19 protein-coding genes are annotated in these 22,141 nt (G+C 61.7%); 6 read left to right on the top strand and 13 right to left on the bottom strand.

What is annotated here, in order from left to right; all coding sequences use genetic code 11:
• Positions 1-3: 3 nt before the first annotated feature.
• The 3 genes from RG540_RS08375 to RG540_RS08365 all read right to left on the bottom strand — a co-directional run bounded on the left by RG540_RS08375 (position 4) and on the right by RG540_RS08365 (position 3,682).
• Positions 4-1,677 carry an NAD+ synthase gene (locus RG540_RS08375; protein WP_038586612.1) on the bottom strand — a complete coding sequence of 558 codons (1,674 nt, stop codon included), beginning with the start codon at positions 1,675-1,677 and terminating at the stop codon, positions 4-6.
• A gap of 60 nt (positions 1,678-1,737) precedes the next feature.
• Positions 1,738-2,148, bottom strand: a complete 411-nt coding sequence (locus RG540_RS08370; protein ID WP_038586609.1) for a GFA family protein — start codon at positions 2,146-2,148, stop codon at positions 1,738-1,740.
• 160 nt (positions 2,149-2,308) lie between these two features.
• On the bottom strand, positions 2,309-3,682 hold the full coding sequence (locus tag RG540_RS08365) for a class II 3-deoxy-7-phosphoheptulonate synthase (protein WP_038586605.1): 1,374 nt from the start codon (positions 3,680-3,682) through the stop codon (positions 2,309-2,311).
• 260 nt (positions 3,683-3,942) lie between these two features.
• Here RG540_RS08365 and RG540_RS08360 point away from each other — a divergent pair, with 260 nt between their 5' ends.
• Positions 3,943-5,277 (top strand): TadE/TadG family type IV pilus assembly protein, encoded by a 1,335-nt coding sequence (locus tag RG540_RS08360; RefSeq protein WP_038586601.1) that lies wholly within the window; start codon positions 3,943-3,945, stop codon positions 5,275-5,277.
• A gap of 25 nt (positions 5,278-5,302) precedes the next feature.
• Here the strand turns inward: RG540_RS08360 and gor are convergent, their stop codons facing one another.
• The 3 genes from gor to rpiA all read right to left on the bottom strand — a co-directional run bounded on the left by gor (position 5,303) and on the right by rpiA (position 8,216).
• Positions 5,303-6,691 carry a glutathione-disulfide reductase gene (gene gor, locus RG540_RS08355; RefSeq protein ID WP_038586598.1) on the bottom strand — a complete coding sequence of 463 codons (1,389 nt, stop codon included), beginning with the start codon at positions 6,689-6,691 and terminating at the stop codon, positions 5,303-5,305.
• A gap of 118 nt (positions 6,692-6,809) precedes the next feature.
• Entirely contained in the window at positions 6,810-7,502 is a 693-nt protein-coding gene (locus RG540_RS08350) for a DUF2059 domain-containing protein (RefSeq protein ID WP_038586597.1), read from the bottom strand.
• Between the two features lie 18 nt (positions 7,503-7,520).
• On the bottom strand, positions 7,521-8,216 hold the full coding sequence (rpiA, locus tag RG540_RS08345) for a ribose-5-phosphate isomerase RpiA (protein ID WP_038586595.1): 696 nt from the start codon (positions 8,214-8,216) through the stop codon (positions 7,521-7,523).
• Positions 8,217-8,404: 188 nt separating this feature from the next.
• Between rpiA and RG540_RS08340 the strand changes: the two genes are divergently transcribed.
• Complete coding sequence (locus RG540_RS08340) at positions 8,405-9,106, top strand: HAD family hydrolase (RefSeq protein WP_038586593.1); 702 nt, start codon at positions 8,405-8,407, stop codon at positions 9,104-9,106.
• Between the two features lie 56 nt (positions 9,107-9,162).
• Here the strand turns inward: RG540_RS08340 and RG540_RS08335 are convergent, their stop codons facing one another.
• The gene (locus RG540_RS08335; RefSeq protein ID WP_080724900.1) at positions 9,163-11,100 is read right to left on the bottom strand and encodes a L,D-transpeptidase family protein; all 1,938 of its coding nucleotides are present in this window, start codon (positions 11,098-11,100) and stop codon (positions 9,163-9,165) included.
• 382 nt (positions 11,101-11,482) lie between these two features.
• Here RG540_RS08335 and fumC point away from each other — a divergent pair, with 382 nt between their 5' ends.
• Together fumC and RG540_RS08320 are read left to right on the top strand one after the other, a co-directional pair.
• Positions 11,483-12,874: a class II fumarate hydratase gene (fumC, locus tag RG540_RS08325; protein WP_038586589.1), complete on the top strand. Its 1,392-nt coding sequence runs from the start codon at positions 11,483-11,485 to the stop codon at positions 12,872-12,874.
• A gap of 293 nt (positions 12,875-13,167) precedes the next feature.
• A complete protein-coding gene (locus RG540_RS08320; protein ID WP_038586587.1) occupies positions 13,168-14,238 on the top strand; it encodes a GGDEF domain-containing protein in 1,071 nt (356 codons plus the stop codon).
• 7 nt (positions 14,239-14,245) lie between these two features.
• Here RG540_RS08320 and RG540_RS08315 read toward each other — a convergent pair whose 3' ends face one another.
• From RG540_RS08315 to RG540_RS08300, 4 genes are all read right to left on the bottom strand, one after another.
• The gene (locus RG540_RS08315; protein ID WP_038586585.1) at positions 14,246-15,052 is read right to left on the bottom strand and encodes a M15 family metallopeptidase; all 807 of its coding nucleotides are present in this window, start codon (positions 15,050-15,052) and stop codon (positions 14,246-14,248) included.
• On the bottom strand, positions 15,036-15,425 hold the full coding sequence (locus RG540_RS08310; RefSeq protein WP_038586582.1) for a hypothetical protein: 390 nt from the start codon (positions 15,423-15,425) through the stop codon (positions 15,036-15,038). Before RG540_RS08310 ends, RG540_RS08315 begins: the two co-directional genes overlap by 17 nt.
• A 121-nt stretch (positions 15,426-15,546) precedes the next feature.
• Positions 15,547-16,155 carry a pyridoxamine 5'-phosphate oxidase family protein gene (locus tag RG540_RS08305; protein WP_038586579.1) on the bottom strand — a complete coding sequence of 203 codons (609 nt, stop codon included), beginning with the start codon at positions 16,153-16,155 and terminating at the stop codon, positions 15,547-15,549.
• Between the two features lie 68 nt (positions 16,156-16,223).
• Positions 16,224-17,165, bottom strand: a complete 942-nt coding sequence (locus RG540_RS08300) for an alpha/beta hydrolase (protein ID WP_038586576.1) — start codon at positions 17,163-17,165, stop codon at positions 16,224-16,226.
• A 47-nt stretch (positions 17,166-17,212) separates the two neighbouring features.
• On the opposite strand from RG540_RS08300, the gene RG540_RS08295 reads away from it, so the two are divergent.
• On the top strand, positions 17,213-17,692 hold the full coding sequence (locus RG540_RS08295) for a MarR family winged helix-turn-helix transcriptional regulator (RefSeq protein WP_038586573.1): 480 nt from the start codon (positions 17,213-17,215) through the stop codon (positions 17,690-17,692).
• Here the strand turns inward: RG540_RS08295 and RG540_RS08290 are convergent, their stop codons facing one another.
• Positions 17,693-18,067: a gamma-butyrobetaine hydroxylase-like domain-containing protein gene (locus RG540_RS08290; RefSeq protein WP_038593329.1), complete on the bottom strand. Its 375-nt coding sequence runs from the start codon at positions 18,065-18,067 to the stop codon at positions 17,693-17,695.
• Positions 18,068-18,287: 220 nt separating this feature from the next.
• On the opposite strand from RG540_RS08290, the gene moaA reads away from it, so the two are divergent.
• Complete coding sequence (gene moaA / locus RG540_RS08285; RefSeq protein WP_407668902.1) at positions 18,288-19,277, top strand: GTP 3',8-cyclase MoaA; 990 nt, start codon at positions 18,288-18,290, stop codon at positions 19,275-19,277.
• Positions 19,278-19,383: 106 nt separating this feature from the next.
• Here moaA and RG540_RS08280 read toward each other — a convergent pair whose 3' ends face one another.
• On the bottom strand, positions 19,384-21,945 hold the full coding sequence (locus RG540_RS08280; RefSeq protein WP_038586567.1) for a methyl-accepting chemotaxis protein: 2,562 nt from the start codon (positions 21,943-21,945) through the stop codon (positions 19,384-19,386).
• Between the last annotated feature and the right edge of the window lie 196 nt (positions 21,946-22,141).

Below are 22,141 nucleotides of genomic sequence, written 5' to 3'. Positions count from 1 at the left end.
GACCTACCGATCCCGGAAACGGTTGGTGATCGGGTAGCGCCGGTCGCGGCCGAAGTTCTTCTTGGTGATCTTGACGCCCGGCGCGGATTGGCGCCGCTTGTATTCGGCCAGATAGAGCAGGTGCTCGATCCGGTGAACGGTGGCGATGTCGTGGCCGCGGGCGATGATCTCTTCCGTGCCCATCTCCAGCTCGACCAGGCACTCGAGAATATCATCGAGCACCGGATAGGGCGGCAGCGAATCCTGGTCGGTCTGGTTGGGTCGCAGTTCTGCGGACGGCGCCTTGGAGATGATGTTCTTCGGGATCACCTCGCCGCTCGGGCCAAGAGCCGTCGGCGGCAGGTGTTCGTTGCGCCAGGCGGCCAGCGCATAGACCTGCATCTTGTAGAGATCCTTGATCGGATTGAAGCCGCCGTTCATGTCGCCGTAAAGGGTCGCGTAGCCGACCGACATTTCCGATTTGTTGCCGGTCGTTACCACCATCGAACCGAACTTGTTGGAGATCGCCATCAGGATCGTACCGCGCGCACGGCTCTGGAGGTTCTCCTCGGTAATCCCCCCGTCGGTTCCTTCGAACAGCTCGGCCAGCGCCGACGAAAAACCGTCCACCGGCTCGGCGATCTCCACGATGTCGTAACGGCAGCCAAGCGCCCTGGCGCAATCGGCCGCGTCCTTCAGCGAGTCCTCGGACGTATAGCGATAGGGCAACATCACCGTCCGCACCCTCTCCTCGCCGAGCGCATCGACGGCGATTGCCGCGCAGATGGCGCTGTCGATGCCGCCGGACAGGCCGAGAACGACCGACTTGAAGCCGTTCTTGTTGACGTAGTCGCGGAAACCCAGAAGGCAGGCGCGGTAATCCGCCTCCTCCTTTTCCGGAATGCGCGCCATCGGCCCGTGGGCGCAGTGCCAGGTCTCGCCAATCCGCTTCCATTCCGTGACGGCGACGGCAGCCTCGAACTGGCTCATCTGGAAGGCGAGCGACTTGTCGGTGTTGAAGGCGAAGCTTGCGCCGTCGAAGACCAGTTCGTCCTGGCCGCCGAGCTGGGCCGCGTAGATCATCGGCAGGCCGGTCTCGATCACTTGTTTCAGCACGACCTGATGGCGGATATCCACCTTGCCGCGATAGTAGGGCGAACCGTTCGGCACGAGCAGGATTTCCGCGCCGCTTTCCGAGAGCGTCTCGCAGACGCCGAGATCGCCCCAGATATCCTCGCAGATCGGGATGCCAAGCCGGACGCCGCGAAAGTTCACCGGACCCGGCATCTCGCCGGCGATGAAGACGCGCTTTTCGTCGAATTCGCCGTAATTCGGCAGGTCGATCTTGTCGCGCACCGCGATCACCTTGCCGCCGTCGAGCACGGCGATCGAATTGTGCCGGCCTTCCTTTCCCTGACGTGGAAAGCCGATGATGACGCCGGGGCCGCCGTCTGCCGTATCGGCCGCAAGCTCCTCCACCGCCTTCAGGCAGGCGTTGAGGAAAGCCGGTTTCAGGACGAGGTCTTCCGGCGGATAACCAGACAGGAAGAGCTCGGTGAACAGGATGAGGTCCGCCTCTTCGCGGGCGGCATCTCTTCGGGCTTCTCGGGCCAGCGCCAGATTGCCGACGATATCGCCGACGGTCGGGTTGAGCTGGGCAACGGCGATACGAAATGTCTGGCTGATATCCTGGGTCATGCTACCGATTTAACGTCCGCAGCAGACGGCGGCAACGTTGTTCCGTGAGTTTTTTGTCGTTCAGGCAGATACGGGACGATCGCCCGGATAATGCGGCACGCCGTCCTCCGGCAGTTCGTAGAAATCCCCCTTGTCGGCGCAATAGATATGCTCGCCCATGACGAGCCCACTCGGCTGATCGAAGGCGCCCGCCAGGATCGAAATACTTGTCGCGCCCTCCGCCTGCCAGAACAGCGCAGAGCCGCATTGCGAGCAGAAGCCGCGCCGCGCCTCGTCGCTGGCGCGATACCAGTTCAGCGCCTCCTCGCCTTCGAGCGTCATGTTCTCGGCACGAACGCTGGTCGCCGCGTAATAAAGTCCGGTCTGGCGGCGGCATTGCGAACAATGGCAGGCCGTGACCGTCCGCAGCGGACCCACCGTCTCAAATCGGATCACGCCGCACAGGCAACGACCGCTGTTCTTCTGCTCCATGCACCATCCTCAACGAAGCGACGGCCGAGTGTCGCGAGCGCGGGCCGCGAGGTCAAATCTATTCCGCTGATGATGATCATCAATGGAAGCCATATCAAGATGCAGAAAGGCCGGCGTCACCGCCGGCCTTCTTCGATTTTCAGCGATGATGCGCGGCGGTTCAGCCGTTGACGACCATCCGCTTTTCGTCGCGGCCGCTCTTCATCCGCTCAGCGAGCAGGAAGGCGAGCTCCAAGGCCTGGTCGGCGTTGAGGCGCGGGTCGCAATGGGTGTGGTAGCGGTCCTGCAGGTCGCCGGCCGAGACCGCACGAGCACCGCCGGTGCATTCGGTGACGTCCTTGCCGGTCATCTCGATATGGATGCCGCCCGGATGGGTGCCTTCCGCACGATGGATCTGGAAGAAGCTTTCGACTTCCGACAGGATCCGGTCGAAGGGCCGGGTCTTGTAGCTGTTGAGCGTGATCGTGTTGCCGTGCATCGGATCGCAGGACCAGACGACTTTCCTGCCTTCCCGCTCGACGGCGCGGATCAGCTTCGGCAGCGAATCGGCGACCTTGTCGTAGCCGAAACGGCAGATCAGCGTCAGACGGCCAGCTTCGTTCGTCGGGTTCAAGGCATCGATCAGTTCGATTAGGTTATCGGCCTGCAGCGACGGACCACACTTGAGGCCGATCGGGTTCTTGATGCCGCGGAAATATTCGACATGCGCATGGTCGAGCTGGCGGGTACGGTCGCCGATCCACAGCATGTGGCCTGAGGTCGCGTACCAGTCGCCCGAAGTGGAGTCGACGCGGGTGAAAGCCTCCTCGTAACCGAGCAGCAACGCTTCATGGCTGGTGAAGAAATCCGTCTCGCGCAGGCTCGGCTGATTTTCCGCAGTGATGCCGATCGCCTTCATGAAATCCATGGTTTCGCTGATGCGGTCGGCGAGCTTGCGGTAACGTTCGCCCTGGGGGCTATCCTTGACGAAGCCGAGCATCCACTTATGGACGTTTTCGAGATTGGCGTAGCCGCCCATCGCGAAGGCGCGCAGCAGGTTGAGCGTCGCGGCCGACTGGCGGTAGGCCATCATCTGGCGCTCCGGATCCGGCGTGCGGGCCTCCTCGGTGAACTCGGTGCCGTTGACGATGTCGCCACGGTAGGTCAGTAGCGTCTTGCCGTCCTGTGACTCGTGCGAATTGCTGCGCGGCTTGGCGAACTGGCCGGCGATGCGGCCGACCTTGACGACCGGAAGCTGGGCGCCATAGGTCAGCACGACCGCCATCTGCAGGAACGAACGGAAGAAGTCGCGGATATTGTCGGCGCCATGTTCGACGAAGCTTTCGGCGCAGTCGCCGCCCTGCAGCAGGAAGGCATTGCCTTCCGCGACACTGGCAAGCTGCTTCTTCAGGCGGCGGGCTTCACCGGCAAACACGAGCGGCGGAAAGGTGGCGAGCTGGGCTTCAGTCGCGGCCAGCGCGGCCTTGTCCGGAAATTCAGGGACCTGCTGGATCGGTTTCTGCCGCCAACTGCTCGGGGTCCAATTCTGTGCCATCTCGCTCACCTGTTTCAGCCTCGGCCATCCTCCGCCGGGCAAGTCTTTAAAATCGAGGCGGCTTATAAACCTTAACAGCACCGTTGCATAGCCGTTTTGCCTGCTTTCACCGCCACTCGTCCGCGCGATATTCGGAGCAGCCGGTCGGATCGCATGCAGTATGAAACCGGGACATGCGCGGGTTTTTAATATGGTTCTTAGCCACAACTTCACGAATTTGCGCGACGCTCCGCCGAAGATTTCTTGCTGGGGAGCAGGCGATGCATCCGATGACACGTCTATGGAAAGATCGCCGCGGCAATTTCGGCGTCATGACCGCGTTGCTGCTGGTTCCGCTAATCGGTACCGCCGGCATGGCGCTCGATTTCGGCCACGCACTCACCGTGAAGCAGCAACTCATCGGGGCAGCCGATGCGGCCGCTGTCGGCGCGGTCGCCGAGAAATCGAAGGCCGTCACCCAGGCTATGCAGTTGCAGGGCGACGGAAGCGTGGCGCTCGATCCGGCCGAGGCCCGAAGCATCTTCCTCGGCCAGATGTCCGGCGAGCTTTCCACCCTGCCGGTCAGCGTTGATATAGAGGTAGCGAAGAAAAACGGCATCCTGACCTCACGCGTATCGTTCAGCGCCACCTTGCCGACCACCTTCATGACAATCGTCGGCAAGGATGACATCACAGTTGCCGGCCAGGCCACCGCGCAATACCAGACGCCGTCGTTCATCGACTTCTACATGCTGCTGGACAACACACCTTCGATGGGTGTCGGGGCGACGCCGGCAGACGTTGATAGGATGAAATACGCGACGCGGTTCGGTGACAGCAAAGGTGAGAACGCCGACTGCGCCTTTGCCTGCCACATCGTCTATGAGAACGGCGACGAAGACCCGAACAGCTATTACAACGTCGCCAAGAACAACAACGTCACGACCCGCATCGACGTGGTGGCAGCCGCGACCAAGGCGCTGATGGCGAAAGCCACCGATACCCAGACGGTCGCAAACCAGTTCCGCATGGCCGCCTATACCTTCGGAAAGACCGCCATGGATGCGAAGCTCTTCAAGGTCGCAAACCTCGATTACAACTTGGGAGAAGTTAGCAAAGCCACCAACCAGATCACCCTGATGAGTATTCCACGTCAGAATTACAATAATGACCAGCAGACCAGTTTCGACGACGCGCTGAAGGGTATCAACACTGAAATCAAAGGAGTGCCCGGCAACGGGACCAGCAATACCGACCGGCAACAGATCGTCTTCTTCGTGGCCGACGGTGTTGGAGACAGCTACAAGCCGAAGGGCTGCACCAGTCCGAAGGGCGCCAACGACGGCCGCTGTATCGAGCCTATCGATACCACCGCCTGCGAGACGCTGAAGTTGCGCGGCATCCGCGTGGCAGTACTCTATACGACCTATCTTCCACTGCCGGAAAACGGCTTTTACAAGAGCTGGGTTGCGCCCTTCCAAAGCACGATCGCTTCGAAGATGGAGGCATGCGCCACGCCGGGCCTTTACTTCGAAGTCAGCCCGACGCAGGGCATTACCCAGGCCATGCAGACGCTTTTCCTGAAGATCGTCGCCACGCCACGGATCACCAGTTAGCCCAGCGCCCAAGCCCGGGAGCGCGTCAGACGCGCTCGCCGTTCTTCACCCGGTAGCTCGGGTTGTACATCGTGACGAGTTCTTCCGAAGCCGTCGGATGGACAGCCATGGTGCGGTCGAAATCATCCTTGGTGACGCCGGCCTTCAGCGAGATGCCGAGAAGCTGCGCCATCTCGCCGGCATCGTGGCCGAGGATGTGGGCGCCGACCACCTTGCGGCTTTGCGCATCGACGACCAGCTTCATGATCATCTTTTCAGCCCGTCCCGAAAGCGTCGCCTTCATCGGCCGGAACTCGGCGCGGTAGACTTCAAGCTCCGGACAACGCTTGGCAGCCTCCTCTTCCGACAGACCGACCGTGCCGATCTCGGGCTGCGAGAAGACGGCTGTGGCGATCAGGTCGTGGTCCGGGGCGGTCGGATTATTCCTGTATTCGGTCTCGATGAAGCACATCGCCTCGTGGATCGCCACCGGCGTCAGCTGTACCCGGTCGGTGACATCACCGAGCGCATAGATATGCGGCACGCTGGTGCGGGAATATCTGTCGACGACAATGGCGCCACGCTCGTTCACCTCGACACCGGCCGCTTCCAGGCCAAGCCCCGTGGTATTCGGATCGCGGCCAAGCGCCAGCATGATGGTGTCGACGGCGATCGTTTCGCCGTTCATTGTCCTGGCGACAAGCCCACCCGCCGCCGCCTTGGTCACCTCCTCGATCACATCGGTCAGGACGATGCGGATACCCTTCTCGACCATCGCCTTGTGCAGGCCCTGGCGCATGTCGTGGTCGAAGCGCGAGAGGATTTCCTTGCCGCGATAGATCAGGGTCACGTCGACGCCGAGGCCGTGGAAGATGTTTGCGAATTCGACAGCGATATAGCCACCGCCGGCGATCAGGATGGAGCGCGGCAGTTCCGGCAGATCGAAAGCTTCGTTGGACGAGATGCAGAGTTCGTGGCCGGGCAGCGCCGCGTGCGGGTTGGGCGCGCCGCCGGTCGCGATGACGATCTTTTCGGCGGTCACCGTCTTGCCGGTCTTCACGAGCCGGATCGTGTGGGAATCGACCAATTCGGCGCGGGTTTCGAGGATTTCGGCGCCGTTGTTTTCCAGGCCCTTGCGATAGAGGCCTTCAAGGCGGGCGATCTCCCTGTCCTTGGCGGCGATCAGCTTTTTCCAGTCGAACGAACTCGCCCCGACTTCCCAGCCGTAGCCAACCGCATCCTCGAAATGCTCGTGGTACTGGGAGGCATAGACGAAGAGCTTCTTCGGTACGCAGCCGCGGATGACGCAGGTGCCGCCGAAACGATATTCCTCGGCGATCGCCACCCGCTTGCCGAGCGATGCTGCCACGCGCCCGGCCCTCACGCCGCCCGATCCGCCGCCAATCACGAAGAGATCATAGTCATAGGCGGTCATGGTATTCTCCTTGAGAGCAGGCGGCTGGATGTCGCTCACATATAGGAACGGGAACCCCCAAAGGAAAAGCCCGGATTGCTCCGGGCCTCCATAAAATTCAGCGGGTCGAGGGATGCGATCAGGGTTTTGGCGCGGGCGCCGGAGCCGGCTTGGTAGCCGGAGCAGCGGGCTTGGCCGGAGCGGTCGCGGCCGGAGCAGCGGGCTTGGCCGCAGGCGCAGCGGCGGGCTTGGCCGGCGCAGGCTTTGCCGGCGCGGGTGCGGCCTGTGCTTCCGCCGGAGCCGGATCGACGACCGGCGGCTTGATCGGGTTTGCATCGATGATGCCGCGCAGCTTTTCGGAGCTCTGGTTGGTCAGGTCGCGTGAAACCCCGTTTGCCCAGATTTCAGCGGCCTTGGTCAGTTCGCGGCTGACGAGCGGCTGGTTGGTCAGCAGCTTCTTGCCGGTTTCCGTGTTGAAGAAGGTGGAGATCGACTTCAGTTCATCGACCGAGAAGCTCTTGGCGTAGATGGTCGCTGCTTCCTTCTCCAGATCGGCACGGCGCGGCGCAAGCACCAGTGCCTGCTCGTCGACGACGTTGGAGATCTGACCCTGGAAGTTGGGGGAGGCCTGGATGAACTGAGCCTTCAGACGCTCCGCCAGGTTGGGCAGGATGTTGTCGTAGCGATCCGTAACGTTGAGCGCCGCGATCGCATCGCGTGCAGCGGCAAGCTGGGCTTCCGAAACTTCCTGTGCGCGAGCCGATACCGTGAAGGCGCCGGAGAAGAGGATAGCCACAGCGGCGGCACGGCCGAGAACCGCGAATCTGATCATGAGTTTGTTGCTCCTAGTTTACTTCGCCTCGAGCGTCCGCGCTCCAGCCTCGCCGGCAATGATCGCTAAGGACGCCATATGGATGAACAGCCCGTGTTCCACGACACCGGGAATGAAATTAAGCTCCGCTGACAGAGCGTCTGCATCAGGAATGCGGCCAAAAGATGCGTCGAAAATGTAGTGGCCACCGTCCGTCGTGAAGACATCAGCCCCCGATTTGCGCAGCTTCAGTTCGCCGCTCAACCCCAATCTGGAGGCGGCCTTTTCGATCGCGATCTGGGTCGCCGTCTGACCGAAGGGATTGATTTCGATCGGCAGCGGATAGGCCCCGAGCATGCCGACGAGCTTGCTTTCGTCGGCAATCACGATCATGCGGCTGGACGCCGCGGCGACGATCTTTTCGCGCAGCAACGCACCGCCGCCGCCCTTGATCAGGGTCAGGTTGGCATCGACTTCGTCGGCACCGTCGATTGTCAGATCGAGCTCCGGAAGCTCATCGAGCGATCTCAGCGGGACACCGAGCTCGACGCAGAGCCGCGCAGTACGCTCGGACGTCGGCACGCCTTCGACCTTGAAGCCCTCGTGAACCTTTTCGGCGAGTAGCCTGACGAATTCGTCCGCCGTCGAACCGGTGCCGATACCAAGCCTCATGCCGTCCTCGACATAGGCCAGTGCCGCTTGCGCCGCCTTGACTTTCATTTCCCGGGCGTCCATCCGCCAAAAGCTCCCCGCTGTTTCGCCGACCCGCTGTTTACACGCGTCTCCCGGCAAACGAAAGTCCCCTCACGGCGGGTTTTACGAAGCCATGGGTTTTACGAAGATGGGCGAATCTCGCATATTTGCATTTCACGGCAGCATTGCTTAATCCGGGACATCTCCCGAACGACGTTCACGAGGTTCCATTGACCGCTCCACTCGTCATTTTCGACCTCGACGGCACGCTGATCGACACCGCACCGGATCTGATCGACAGCCTTAATTATACGATCGAGGACGTCGGCCTGCAGCCGGTGACGTTCGAGGACCTCACCCATCTCGTCGGCCAGGGCGTGCGCGTGATGATCCGCCGTGCCTTCGAACTGCGCAGAGTTGCGCTCGACGAGCCGACCGCTGCCAGGCTGTTCGACCGCTATATGGAGCATTACGAGGCGCAGATGCCGGGCAGAAGCCGCCCCTACGATGGCGTCGTTGCATGTCTCGACCGTCTGTCGGCCGTCGGCATGCGGCTCGCCGTCTGCACCAACAAGTCCGAACGGCTCGCCTTCCCGCTTCTCGAAAAGCTAGGTCTTCTGGACCGCTTCGTCGCGATGACCTGCGGCGACACCTTTGCCGTCCGCAAGCCGGATGCCCAGCATATTTTCGGCACCATCGAACGTGCCGGCGGCGACCCCACCACGAGCGTCATGATCGGCGACAGCGTCAACGATATTCTAGCCGCGCAAAATGCCGGAATTCCCTCGATCGCCGTGAGCTTCGGTTATTCCGACGTCGCCGTCGATACGCTCAACCCGGACCGGGTGATCAGCGGTTATCACGAGCTGACCGTGGAAATGGTGGAAACGCTGATTTCGACCGATGTGAAGCGAGTGGCGGCAGCCACGTAAAAAGGCGGCACGAGGCCGCCTTCTTCTGCAATCCAAACCCGATCCCGGCAAAAAGCTCAGCTCTGGGCCGCGCGAACCTTGGTCGTCGCGGCGAAGGCTCTCACCGTCGCATCGTCACGGCCATAGACGTCGTCGAAATATTCGACCTTGCCGTCCTTGTTCGGCCAGGCGGTGAAGTAGGAGACATAGACCGGGATCCTGACCGGTACCTTGGTGGCGACGTTCTGGCCGGCGGCGATCCGGCCGTTCACGTCGTCGATCGTCGTGCCGAGCACGGCGGCGGCCATCTTGCGCGGTTCGGCAAGACGTACGCATCCATGGCTCAGTGCCCGCATGTCGCGCTGGAAGAAGCTCTTCGAGGGCGTGTCATGCATGTAGATCGCATGGCTGTTCGGGAAGAGGATCTTCAGATCGCCGAGTGCGTTGTCGCCAGACGGCGGCTGGCGCACGGAAATCTTGTCGGTCGAGCCGAACCAGTTGACGCTGCTCGACGGCACCGCCTTTCCGCCGATCGACACCTCGTAACCCATCCGGTCGAGATAGCTCGGATCCTGGCGCAGGTGCGGCAGCATCTCGTTGATGATGATCGACTGCGGCACGCCCCAATAGGGGTTGAACTCGACCGTTTCGATCTCGTCCTGGAAGAAATAGGTCTGATTGGCCTTGCCGCCGACCACGACGCGCATCGAGAACTGTTCGGCACCGCGGTCATGATAATAGACCATGAATGCCGGCTGGTTGATGAAGACGTAACGCTGGCCGAGATCGTCCGGCAGCCAGCGCGCCTGTTCCATGGCGACTTCGACCTTCTCGATCTTGTCCTTCGACGTGTGGCCGACCATCTTGCGCACCGTCGCGTTGCCGATGACGCCGTCAGCCTTGAGGCCGACTTCGGCCTGGAAGGATTTGACGATCTCGACGAGCTCGGGCGTGTAGTCCGGGGTCTGCTGGTAGGCCGTCAGCGTCGCCGCATGCTTGGTCTTCAGCGCTTCGGAACCGGTATGCTGGATGGCGGCGATGATGCTCGCCATATCCGGGCTGCTCTTGCCCGGCTTCAGGAGAATGTCGTCCGGCAGCGAAATGCGCGGACCGTCGTTGGCGGCGGCGGCGCGCAGCGTCGCGAGCTCTGCCTTCAGCGCCTGGAATTGAGGACCCTGCGGCGCAAGGCCTTGGAGATAGGCCGCGACATCGGTTCCGGTCTGCGCGAAAGGCAGGACGAGCGAAAGCTTGACGTCCTTGCGCTTGAAATCGTGGTATCCGGATACCTTGTTCGGATCGATGCGGCCGCGCACCATGTCCTGCGCAAACATCAGCACCTTTTCCGACAGCGCCAGCTCGAACTGCATGAGGGCGCGGTCGTGGCTATCGGCAGCGGAAACCGGCGCCGACGTCGTTGCGGAAACATTGATGGGGGTTGCCGCATCGGCGGGCGCGGCAACGCTTGCGGTGGTCAGCGCCGGGACCGGCAGGATGTAATCGGCCGGTTCCAACCCATATTCGCCGGCACGCTCGAAGAGCGACAGAACGCCCCTCGCCTTTTCATTGACGTCGCCGGCGGTGACCCAGAGAGGCTCCCCGGCCTTGCCGTAGAAGGCTTCGAGAGCGGTGGCAATTTCCGGCGGGGCAGAAACCCTGGCCTCGGTGATGAGGCGCCTGCCGTCCGTCGCGGACGCTGCAGCGAAGGCGGCCGTCTTCACAACCCGCTCGGCATCCGGCTTATAGGTGTAATAACGCGGCCCCGAGACCTTCGGCAGCGGTTCGGGATCGGCGAGACTGCGCTCGCTCGGCATGCTGGCATTGCCGCCGACGCCCGGCAGGCCGTTATCGGCGTGCCTTGGCCGGTCTGCTCCAGGACCACCACGCAAGAGATCGAGAAGGGTCACGGCATGTGCGGGAACGGCGGCTCCGGTAAAAATCGAGATGCCGGACACGAGCGCCAATGCGATCGAAGTTTTTTTGTGTTTGTGCTGCAATGTCGTCCCCGTCACCTGCATCCGCGTCCTGATCCGCGGGCTCGAATATGTATCACGCCATCTAACCGATCGCGCGAGGGATGGAAAGAAACGCCCGAGTGTCCGGCGGGTTTCAATTCCGTCGGAAAACAGCATCGGTGCGCAGCCGGAAGGTTAAGAAACTATTCGTTAAATTTTTACTGACGGCCATCGACAAGGACCCCATCAGGGGGCGGATTCTGCTGCATAATTACGCGGTCCGTGTCATAAAAGGCACGACGAAAGCGTACCAAAAAGCCGGTTTCCCCGGCTTGCGGACGTTCAGCAATCGTATAGTAATGCCGCCGGCCGGCTCCGACGCGGTAACGCGTTGTTGATCTTTCGAGACACCGGCAGCGACCACGAGCAAAAAGAGGCAGCGAAGATGGCATCGACCCGCACCGAAACCGACACGTTTGGCCCGATCGAAGTGGCGAGCGACCGTTATTGGGGCGCTCAGGCGCAGCGCTCGCTCGGCAACTTCAAGATCGGCTGGGAGAAGCAGCCGCTCGCGGTCGTTCGGGCGCTCGGCATCGTCAAGCAGGCCGCCGCCCGGGCCAACATGGAACTGGGCGGCCTCGACGCTGCGCTCGGCAAGGTCATCGTCGAAGCGGCGCAGGAAGTCATCGACGGCAAGCTCGACGACCACTTCCCGCTGGTCGTCTGGCAGACCGGTTCCGGCACCCAGTCGAACATGAACGCCAATGAGGTGATCTCCAACCGCGCGATCGAAATGCTCGGCGGCGTGATGGGCTCCAAGAAGCCCGTTCATCCCAACGACCACGTCAACATGAGCCAGTCGTCGAACGACACCTATCCGACGGCCATGCACATCGCCTGCGTCGAAACCATCGTGCGGCACCTGATCCCGTCGCTGAAGCATCTGCGCGAAGCGCTGGACGTGAAGGTCAAGGCTTTCTCCCACATCATCAAGATCGGCCGCACCCATACGCAGGACGCCACCCCGCTGACGCTCGGCCAGGAGTTTTCCGGCTATGCGGCGCAGGTCGGCTCGGCGATCGCCAATATCGAACTGACGCTGCCGGCGCTCTCCAAGCTCGCCCAGGGCGGCACGGCAGTCGGTACCGGCCTCAACGCCCCGGTCGGCTTTGCCGAAAAGGTCGCCGAGGAGATCTCGAAGATCACCGATCTGCCCTTCGTCACCGCCCCGAACAAGTTCGAAGCGCTCGCGTCGCATGATTCCATGGTCTTCGCCCACGGCGCGATCAACGCTGCTGCCGCCGCTCTCTTCAAGATCGCCAACGACATCCGCTTCCTCGGTTCCGGTCCGCGTGCGGGCCTTGGCGAACTATCGCTGCCGGAAAACGAACCGGGGTCGTCGATCATGCCAGGCAAGGTCAATCCGACCCAGTCGGAAGCCCTGACCCAGGTCTGCGCCCACATCTTCGGCAACCACGCGGCGCTCACCTTCGCCGGCAGCCAGGGCCATTTCGAACTGAACGTCTACAATCCGATGATGGCCTATAATTTCCTGCAGTCGGTGCAGCTGCTCGGCGACGCCGCGGTCTCCTTCACCGACAATTGCGTGGTCGGCATCGAGGCCCGGGAAGACAATATCAGACGCGGCGTGGAAAATTCGCTGATGCTGGTCACCGCTCTCAACTCCCGGCTCGGCTACGACATCTGCGCCAAGATCGCCAAGACCGCCCACAAGAACGGAACGACTCTTCGCGAAGAAGCAGTCGGCGGCGGATACCTGACGAACGAGGAATTCGACCAGTATGTCCGTCCTGAGAACATGATCGGTCCAAAATAAGGCGACCTGATTTACAATATAACGAGCAAGCCCGCCTCCTGAATGGCGGGTTTTCTCTTTCGGTCAGCCTACAATGATTAATTCCGACAATATATCAACATTCTAAAGGTGAATATCTTTTCGGGCTCGAAGTCTGTAAACCCATTAATTTTGAGGGTAAAAGCGGGTATTTCAGAAATGCGAAATAAATTTAAGAATAAGCTCTTCAGCTCGCACCCCTTAATTCTTTTCCAACATTTTTCACATACTACTTCGTTTCATAGCATACAGGTGAGATCTAGTGGGGATCGTCGATGACGACGGCAACAGCGCCGAGAGCGCAATCTAGCGATCTGATCGGCCAGATCATCTATGCGGTGCGATCGATGGGCGTCGCGCCGATCCCTCGTAACTATCAGCTTTTCTACGAGGCCTATATCGGTTCCAATCCTGACCTGACCCGCGATCTGGCGGCGCTCGGAAGCCGTGCCACGCAGGAGGAGCTGGACGCACTTTCGCATCGGTACCTTGGAACGGGCCAGGTGGCGGTCATCGAAGACGCCCATACCAGGATTCTTGGCGAACTGGACGCGCTCCTGAAACTGTTGCGGCAGGAGCAGAGCTCGCTCGAAAGCTACGGCAAGCTGCTTGGAGAGACCGCTCAGCGGATCAACTCCAAGAGCAATTTTTCGAACGACCTGCTGACCAGCGCACTGGCGCTGCTGAGCGAAGCGACGGGCAGCACCATGGCGCATGGTGAAAAGACCGTTGGCGGCGTCGTCCAGCGCTCGCAGGAAATGGACCAGGTCCGCCGGGAACTCGACGAATACAAGCGTATCGCCAACACCGATTCTTTGACCCGCATCGCCAACCGCCGGGCCTTCGACGAGCGCCTTGCGGCGACTTACGACAATATGGCCCTGCTGCCGGTCACCGCATTGGTGCTGGCCGATATCGACAACTTCAAGAAGATCAACGACAGCTACGGCCATCCGGTCGGCGACAAGATCCTCGCGACGGTTGCTTCCGTGATCCGCTCGAATGTCCGCAAGGATGTCTTCGTCGCCCGCTCCGGCGGCGAGGAATTCGCGATCCTCGTCGAAGGCAACACGCCGGAAGAGGTGATGATCATCTGCGAGCGGGTCCGCCGCGCGCTGGAAACCCGGATCTTCCGCAATTCGCGCTCCGGCATCGACTACGGCCCGGTCACCATCTCGCTCGGCTTTGCAATGGGTTCGCAGGCGAGCGATCCCGGCGAACTTTACGCCAATGCCGATACGGCGCTCTACAATGCCAAGAACGCCGGCCGGAACCGCTCAGTCTTTTTCGATGACAGCATGAAGAAGGACTATGTCGGCAAGAGCTGGCTGATCTACAGGAAGTAGAATTCCCTCAGTCGCAGGCCGAGACGCCGGCGGCGCCGGCGATAGCCAGCAGTTCCGGGCGGTATTCGAAATGCATGGTGTCGTAGTGATACCAGCGACCGCCCCAGATAAAGCCATGGCGCTCGAATGCCGCGACGATCTTCATCGGAAAGCGGTTTTTGTAGTTCTGGACGGTGCCGGGTTTGCCTCCCGACCACAACCAGTAATCGGCGTGTTTCGTGTTGAGATCGATCGCCGCGCCAAAACTGTGGACGGAGAGATTGGTCTGTCCCGCAACCTTGCGCCAGTTGAAGACGCCGGCCGACGGCGTCAGGTAGGTTTTCAGGCCCGGGTCGGCGGCAAGCTCATCCCGGACGGCGGCTAGCGCCTTGTCGACCCCGTTACGGCTGGTGACCCGCAACGTCTCGCCGAACCATGCGACCGGCACAAGGCTCGACTGCACGGCATTGGCACTCGCGCCATAAAGGCGCTTCATCAAGTCGTCGCTGCGGATGCGGCCCGGATCGGAATCGACCGGCGGGCGGTATTCGCACGAGCCGGGCCGATATGCCTGAGACAGGCTGTCCTCGACATCGCCCTCGGCCAGCATTTGCGCGTGATTGCGCCTGATCCCGTCGTCGATCGGAATCGGCGCGCCCTCCTTCATCATCAGCCTGCCGTCGCGGCTGGCCTCGATCATGTCGGGATAGGCCTTCACGAGGGCCGCGATCTTCTCCTCCAGGCGCAGTTCGCGCGCCTCGCCTGGGCCGCAGACGAGGATCGACAGCATCACGGCCGCCGACCGGAGGAACTGCCTGTCAGTAGACCAGGACATTGACGTAATCGCCGCGGGGCCCTCGAAAGATCTGCACATTGATCATGACATTCCCGCGAACGACGGCGTTGCGGGCGGCCCGGTCGATGGTGCCGCGGCTGATCATGCGCTCGACGAGTTCCCGATTGCCGGCGTCGGCGAAGAAGCTGTCGCTCTGGTCGCCGCGTTGCGAGACGCCGAAGCGATGAAAATTTGCGCGGTCTTGGCGGATGATCTGCCAGGGCTCCTGCAGGCGCACATTGTTGGAATTGTACAGGTCGGCCTCGCCGATGAAGGCCGTATATTCCTCGATCAACTGGTCGGCCTGCGCCGCTTGGGCGCCGAACATCGTCGCAGCCAGGATCACCGCCGCAAAGCAGGTTCCAAACTTCATAAAGTCCCCCGTGCCCGTCCCCTATGGCGGGTCGATTCGATTGTTGCCTCGACCGCTGAAAATGTCCATGAGGACACCGACGATGGACGTCTTCTTCACGAAGAAAACGCTGGCGCGGTATCTACCACATCGTCTTGGCGGCACGCTCCGGCCATTCGCGGTCGTAGGTATCCTTGTCGAAATCCGCCTTGGCCGCCTTCAGGAGCGTTCCGGGCGTCGGCAGGCTCTTCGGGTCGACGAAATGCTCCGGGTTCCAGAGTTCGGCGCGCATCAGAGCCCGGGCGCACTGGAAATAGACCTCGTTTATGGTGATGATCGTGACGCTGCGCGGATGCCGGCCGTCCATCTCGAAGCTTTCGAGCAGCGCAGGCTCCACCGAGATCACGGCGCGGCCGTTGACGCGCATCGCCGTGTTCGAGCCGGGGACGAGAAACATCAACGCCACGCGCGGGTCGCGCACGATGTTGATCAGCGAATCGATGCGGTTGTTGCCGCGCCAGTCGGGCAGAAGCAGGGTTGCATCGTCCTGGATACGCACCGCCCCGCCAAGATCGCCGCGCGGAGAGCAGTCGAGCCCTTCCGGCCCCACGGTTGAGAAGGCGACAAAGGGCGAAGCCTCGATGATCTGCCGGTATTCCGTGGTCAGCGTCTTCGTCACCTTGGCGAGCGAAGCTTCCGAGACGCCGTCATAGATCGCCTTCAGTTCCTCGACGGATGTGATGATGGTCATGGCTCGCCCCTTCGGTGTCAGCGGGCCTTAGCCCGCGCGGGCGACAGTAGGATGACACTCCCTGTGGATCAAGCAGCGGCGTCGTTACCGGGCTTCTCGATGATGGAGGTTTCGCGCAACGGCCGGCCATCGCCCGTCAGGAAGGCTGCGATGGTCTCGATCACCCCGCGATCGCTGACAATGCGGCGATGTCCGAGCCCGTTCGCCCATTCGAGCCGTGCCGTGGCAAGCCCTTCGAAGCGGCGGGCATGGTCGGCGGCAACCTCCTTGTCCTCCTCGGCATGCACGACCAGCAGAGGCGTGCCGAGCCGCGCGGCGCTCGCAACCGTATCGAAGTCGTCGAGGGAGGCGCCGGCCACATCCTCCGCCCGCCGCATCAGTTGCGCCTTGACGCGCGGCGGCAGACCGACCATCCGCGAAAAATCGTCGAACAGCCAATGGATATGGCTCGGCGCGCCGATGACGACCAGTTTCGACGGGGAGATCGAGCCGACTTCCTTCATCACCCCGCCGGCGGCGAGCATCATGCTCGCACCGCCGAACGAATGACCGACCGCCGCATCGAAATGGCCAAACCGCTTCTCCGCCGCAACGATCGCCTCGACGGCCTGTCGCATGTTGAGGCTGCGGCCGCTGGAAAGCCCGTGACCAGGAAAATCGAGCACCACCACCTCGGCGCCGTTTTCGGCCAATCCCGCCGGCAGGGCGGCGATATAGGCGGCATTGGAACCCCAGCCGTGCACGACAAGATAACGGGGCCGGCCGGGCTTGCCGTCGCCGTTGAAGCGATAGGCCATCACCGTCGATTTTCCGACAGTGAGCGGGATTTTCTGGGTGGCCGCCAGCCGTTCGCGTCCCTCGTTCTCCATCGCCAGAGCCTTGCCGCCTCTCGGACGGCGCGAGGGTGTCAGGCAGAAGAGCCGAAAGGCGAGCTTGGCCGCGGTATCGGGGAAAAGCCGTCCCGGGACGGCAAACGCGAAACGGGTGACCTTGAGTGCAAAGGATGACATAGTGAGAAAACCCGATAATGTTCAATATTGAACAATAAAGTACAACGATGAACAAAAAACAATCCCTTCCCTGGGATCATCCGCGTTTTCGCAGTTGGATTGCCGTCGCCCGCGCCTGCCAGTTGATGCAAACCGTGCTGACCCGCGAGCTCGCCGAACTCGACATCAAGCCGCCGCATCTCGATATCCTGATCAATCTCTATCGGTTCGAAGGGATTTCGCAGCAGGAGCTTGCCCACAAGCTTCTGGTCGGACGCTCCAACATGAGCATGGCGCTGCCGCAGATGGAAAAGCGCGGGCTGATCGAGCGACGCGGCGATAGCAAGGACAAGCGCGTCCTGCGCCTCTACCTGACGGAGGAGGGCCGCGCGGTGACGGAAGCTGCGATGGGCATCCAGACGGCACTGATCGAGCGTACGCTCTCCTCCGAGCCGCTGGATCAATGCATGGCGATGGCCGAATCGATGGAGCGGCTGATCGTTACCCTGCAGTCGGAGGTCCGTGAGGACAGCCGCGAACCGGTGTGATCACTGCGTCCGTTGCGGCGGATCGCGCGACAGACCCTTTTCGGCCAGATTGCGCTCATAGTCGGCAAACAGCTCGGCGCCGCGCTCGCCGAGTTCCCGCAAATATGGCCAGGTGAAGATACCGCTGTCATGGCCGTCGTCGAAACGGATCCGCACGGCGTAATTGCCGGCCGGGGTGATCGCCGCAATGCCGACATTGCGCTTGCCGGGCACGGTGACCTGCTGGCCGGGACCATGACCCTGCACTTCCGCCGAAGGCGACAGCACACGCATCGTTTCCGCCGACAAGGGATAAGCCGCGCCGTCGCTAAAGGTGACGTTCAGCGTGTGGCGGTCCTTGGAGACCCGCAGTTCCGTCGGCCAAATGTCGCTCATGCTTTTCAGGCTCCCGATTGTCATATGCCTGGCGGAGGATTAGGAGCTACGGCGCTTCGCCGCAAGCTGTTTTGCGTCCATCATCGTCCTATCTGATCGATGTCGTACACTTGACGCGGCGGCTCGAAACGCCCACTTTCGGGGTAAGGGAGAATGCCACGTGAACAGTTTCGCAGGACCGGTCGGAGGCGCAGCGCCGATCATCGCCGACAAGGCGCCAATGATCGATCCGTTCGGCCGCGCGGTCACCTATCTACGTGTCTCGGTCACCGACCGCTGCGATTTCCGCTGCACCTATTGCATGGCGGAAAACATGACCTTCCTGCCGAAAAAGGACCTGCTGACGCTGGAAGAGCTCAACCGGCTCTGTTCCGCCTTCATTTCCAAGGGCGTCCGCAAGATCCGCCTCACGGGCGGCGAGCCGCTGGTGCGCAAGAACATCATGTTCCTAGTGCGTGAACTCGGCCAGCACGTCAAGGCCGGCACTCTCGACGAACTGACGCTGACGACCAATGGATCACAGCTGGCAAAATACGCCGACGAACTTTACGACAGCGGCGTGCGCCGCATCAATGTTTCGCTCGACACGCTGAACCCGGAAAAATTCAAGGCGATCACCCGCTGGGGCGATTACCACAAAGTCATGGAAGGCATTGACGCCGCCCAGAAGGCCGGGCTGAAGATCAAGCTGAATGCCGTGGCGCTGAAGGATTTCAACGAATTCGAGATCGCCGACATGCTACGTTTCGCGCATGGCCGCGGCATGGACATGACGGTGATCGAGACCATGCCGATGGGCGAGATCGACGAGGATCGCACCGACCAGTATCTGCCGCTGTCAAAGTTGCGCGCCGATCTCGAAGAACAGTTCACGCTGACCGAAATCCCCTACAAGACAGGTGGCCCTGCCCGCTATGTCGAAGTCCAGGAAACCGGCGGACGCTTAGGGTTCATCACGCCGATGACCCATAATTTCTGCGAAAGCTGCAACCGCGTGCGCCTCACCTGCACCGGCACACTCTACATGTGCCTCGGCCAGAACGATGCGGCCGACCTGCGCACGGCGCTGCGGGCCTCCGAGAACGACGGCTACCTGTCGGCCGCGATCGACGAAGCGATCACCCGCAAGCCCAAGGGCCACGATTTCATCATCGACCGTACCCACAAACGCCCCGCCGTCGCCCGCCACATGAGTGTCACCGGCGGCTGATTTACCCGCCGGCTTGGCCTTCAGGGCCTCAAACCACCCCTTTCCTGCCGCCCAAAAAAAAAGCCGGAACTCTCGTCCCGGCTCTTGAAGCATATGAGGAGAACCCTCAGGCAGCGTCGCTGCGGCGGAAGCCCGAGCGGCGTTCGTTGGCGCCGGCGTGGAAGCTGATGTTCGGATCGCGCGTCTTGAAGCGCTCGATCTTTTCCGACAGCATTTCCACCCGCCTGCGCAGGCCGTGGATCTCGGCGTTGTTTTCCTCGACCATCGCCGCATTGCGCTGGGTGATCAGCTCGACCTCCTGAACCGCCTTGGTGACTTCGTTGATGCCGGTCGACTGCTCGCCGGTCGCCGCAGAAATCTGGGACACCAGTTTACGGACATCGGTGATGTGCGTGATGATCTCGGTGAGTGCCGTACCCGTCTCCTCGACGAGATGCACGCCGTTGCTGACCTGGGTCGAGCTTGCCGAGATGAGGCCCTTGATTTCGCGCGCCGCACCGGCGCACCGCTGTGCCAGTTCGCGGACTTCCTGGGCGACGACGGCAAAGCCGCGACCCGCCTCGCCGGCACGGGCTGCCTCGACGCCGGCATTCAGCGCCAAAAGGTTGGTCTGGAAGGCAATCTCGTCAATAACCCCGATGATCGTTGCGATTTTTTCGGAGGAACGGCTGATCTCGCCCATGGCATCGACCGCGCGGGACACGACCTCGCCGGAGCGGACCGCGAAATCTTCCGTCTCGTTGACCGAGACGGATGTCTGCTTGGCGCTTTCGGCAGTCGAGCGGACGATTTCGCTCAGATGGCGCAATGCACGCGAACTCTGTTCGAGCGCTGCTGCCTGCTGTTCCGTGCGGCGGGCAAGATCGTCCGCCGAAGCCGCGAGATTGCCGGTGCCGCCGTCGATTTCTTCCGCGGTCGAGCGCACGTCGGCGAGCGTCGCACGGAGCGCCTCGACAGCCTGGTTGTAGGTGCGCGCCATCTCGATGAAGTCTTCCGGCAGGTTCTCGTCCATACTGCGCTCGAGGTCGCCCTCGGCAAGCTTGCCGAGCATGTCGTTGAGCGCCGTCAGCGCCTGGCGCTGTTCGCCGGCGATGCGGGCACGCTCGGAGGCGCGGCGCTCGGACTCGGCGGTCGAGAGCTCACGGGCGGCGGCGGCATCCTGCTCGAGACGGACATTTTCGACGGCCGCATCGCGGAAGACGGTGACCGAGCGAACCATGTCGCCGATTTCGTCGCCACGTTCGCGGCCTTCGATCTTGACCTCGAGATCGCCGTCCGCCAACCGCTTCATCACTTCGGTGACGCGACGCAGCGGGCCGCGCAGCGTTTCCACCAGCATCAGGCCGCCGGCAATGGCAAGCAGCGTGCCGACCACCATGGCGATCAGCGACAGTTGAGCGGAACGCTCGCTGTCTTCCTTGCCGACCTCCTGGGCCTGGGCCACGAAATTCTTGAGGCCGGCCATGCCGCCCGTCAGAGTTTCGGCGGCGGCGGCGCGTGCCTTTTTCCATTCGGCGGCAATGGACAGAAGCTTGGCGGTATCCTCCTCGATCGACTTCAGGCGGGGCTGAAGCGTGGTCGAGAACTCGCGCATGGCCGGGTTTCTGGCAAGTTCGGAAACTTCCGCACTGGCAGCCTTCAGCTTTGCCATAACGTCGAGGACGACCTTGCGCGCGTCCTCCGTCTGGGTAGCGCGCAGCCGCTCGACGTAGAGCTGCATGGCGTCGATCAGGCGCAGCGATTCAGCGCTGCGGTCGAGAAGCGTGCGCAGGCTCGCGACCTCGCCCTCGATGCTGGCGAAACGGCTGGCCGCATTGCCGGCCTTGCTGGTGACTTCCGCCTCCATCTTGGCCTGGAATTTCTCCATGCCGGCGACGGTGTCGCGTATCGCCTTCGCCTTTTCCGCAACGTCCTGATTGCCCTTGATGGTGGCAGCAAGAGCACTGATCGCGTCATTGATCGGCTTTAGCTGCTTGATACCGTTCGGGGTGAGGAAGGCCTGAACTTCCTGGAAGGTCTTGTCCAGAATACCGAGATACATGTCGGCGGTGCTGATCGCGCCGTCGTCGGTACCGGTCTCCTTGACGGAATTGCGAAGCTCGCCGATCTGTTCGGCGATCGCCTTGTAGGCATAGGCTTCCAGCACCATACCCTTGGCAAACTTTTCCTTGCCTTCGAACTGCTTGCGGACGTTGGCGACCTGATCGGAAACGCCTGTCGCGACAGTGCGGACATTGTCGATGCTGTCGTCGAGCGCTGCGGCGTTTTCGTCGCGCCTCTGCTTTATCTTCCAGAGCGCGTCCGTATCGGCGCGCATCTTGGGCGCAAGCCCGGTCACCGCGGCGATGCGCTCGCGGTCCCCGGCCGTCACGAGCAGCCCGCCGAGCACGCGGACGCCGCTCTCCTGCTTGTCGATGGCCGCCTTCAAGGCTGCGAGCGACGCATTGTCGGGCTTGCCGTTGAATTCCTGGAGAACCGCCTGGAGATTTTCGAAATCGCCGATGTTCTCGATCGTCGCACGCGTCACCGTCATATGACCGTTCAGCATGCTGGCCGTATAATAACCCGCAAGGCCTACCCCGGCGATCAAAAGGACCAGCGGGATGACGAAAAGAAGGACCTTGGTGACGATCCTACGGCTCTGAAGAAGACGATCGATGAAAGACATTTTTCCCCCAACTGCAAACCAGAAGCGGCTTCGCGTCAGCGCATTCGCGAAACAGCAACGGCACGATCCCAGCTTCATGCGGGAATGAATGGCTTTCACAATCGTCAAATTCGGTTGAACAACGGTTAATTCGGGACCCTTACAAATCATATTATTACACAGTGTCAGATATCGGAACGTGCCCCCGCTAACCAAA

Origin of the sequence: Neorhizobium galegae bv. orientalis str. HAMBI 540 (genome assembly GCF_000731315.1) — a bacterium.
GTDB classification, from domain to species: Bacteria; Pseudomonadota; Alphaproteobacteria; order Rhizobiales; family Rhizobiaceae; genus Neorhizobium; species Neorhizobium galegae.
This window is presented reverse-complemented; position numbering and strand designations above follow the sequence as displayed.

Excerpts from the sequence above, each read along its gene's own strand:
- RG540_RS08375 (WP_038586612.1), bottom strand. The coding sequence starts at position 1,677 with ATGACCCAGGATATCAGCCAGACATTTCGTATCGCCGTTGCCCAGCTC.
- RG540_RS08370 (WP_038586609.1), bottom strand. The coding sequence starts at position 2,148 with ATGGAGCAGAAGAACAGCGGTCGTTGCCTGTGCGGCGTGATCCGATTT.
- RG540_RS08365 (WP_038586605.1), bottom strand. The coding sequence starts at position 3,682 with ATGGCACAGAATTGGACCCCGAGCAGTTGGCGGCAGAAACCGATCCAG.
- RG540_RS08360 (WP_038586601.1), top strand. The coding sequence starts at position 3,943 with ATGCATCCGATGACACGTCTATGGAAAGATCGCCGCGGCAATTTCGGC.
- gor (WP_038586598.1), bottom strand. The coding sequence starts at position 6,691 with ATGACCGCCTATGACTATGATCTCTTCGTGATTGGCGGCGGATCGGGC.
- RG540_RS08350 (WP_038586597.1), bottom strand. The coding sequence starts at position 7,502 with ATGATCAGATTCGCGGTTCTCGGCCGTGCCGCCGCTGTGGCTATCCTC.
- rpiA (WP_038586595.1), bottom strand. The coding sequence starts at position 8,216 with ATGGACGCCCGGGAAATGAAAGTCAAGGCGGCGCAAGCGGCACTGGCC.
- RG540_RS08335 (WP_080724900.1), bottom strand. The coding sequence starts at position 11,100 with ATGCAGGTGACGGGGACGACATTGCAGCACAAACACAAAAAAACTTCG.
- fumC (WP_038586589.1), top strand. The coding sequence starts at position 11,483 with ATGGCATCGACCCGCACCGAAACCGACACGTTTGGCCCGATCGAAGTG.
- RG540_RS08320 (WP_038586587.1), top strand. The coding sequence starts at position 13,168 with ATGACGACGGCAACAGCGCCGAGAGCGCAATCTAGCGATCTGATCGGC.
- RG540_RS08315 (WP_038586585.1), bottom strand. The coding sequence starts at position 15,052 with ATGTCCTGGTCTACTGACAGGCAGTTCCTCCGGTCGGCGGCCGTGATG.
- RG540_RS08310 (WP_038586582.1), bottom strand. The coding sequence starts at position 15,425 with ATGAAGTTTGGAACCTGCTTTGCGGCGGTGATCCTGGCTGCGACGATG.
- RG540_RS08305 (WP_038586579.1), bottom strand. The coding sequence starts at position 16,155 with ATGACCATCATCACATCCGTCGAGGAACTGAAGGCGATCTATGACGGC.
- RG540_RS08300 (WP_038586576.1), bottom strand. The coding sequence starts at position 17,165 with ATGTCATCCTTTGCACTCAAGGTCACCCGTTTCGCGTTTGCCGTCCCG.
- RG540_RS08295 (WP_038586573.1), top strand. The coding sequence starts at position 17,213 with ATGAACAAAAAACAATCCCTTCCCTGGGATCATCCGCGTTTTCGCAGT.
- RG540_RS08290 (WP_038593329.1), bottom strand. The coding sequence starts at position 18,067 with ATGAGCGACATTTGGCCGACGGAACTGCGGGTCTCCAAGGACCGCCAC.
- moaA (WP_407668902.1), top strand. The coding sequence starts at position 18,288 with ATGATCGATCCGTTCGGCCGCGCGGTCACCTATCTACGTGTCTCGGTC.
- RG540_RS08280 (WP_038586567.1), bottom strand. The coding sequence starts at position 21,945 with ATGTCTTTCATCGATCGTCTTCTTCAGAGCCGTAGGATCGTCACCAAG.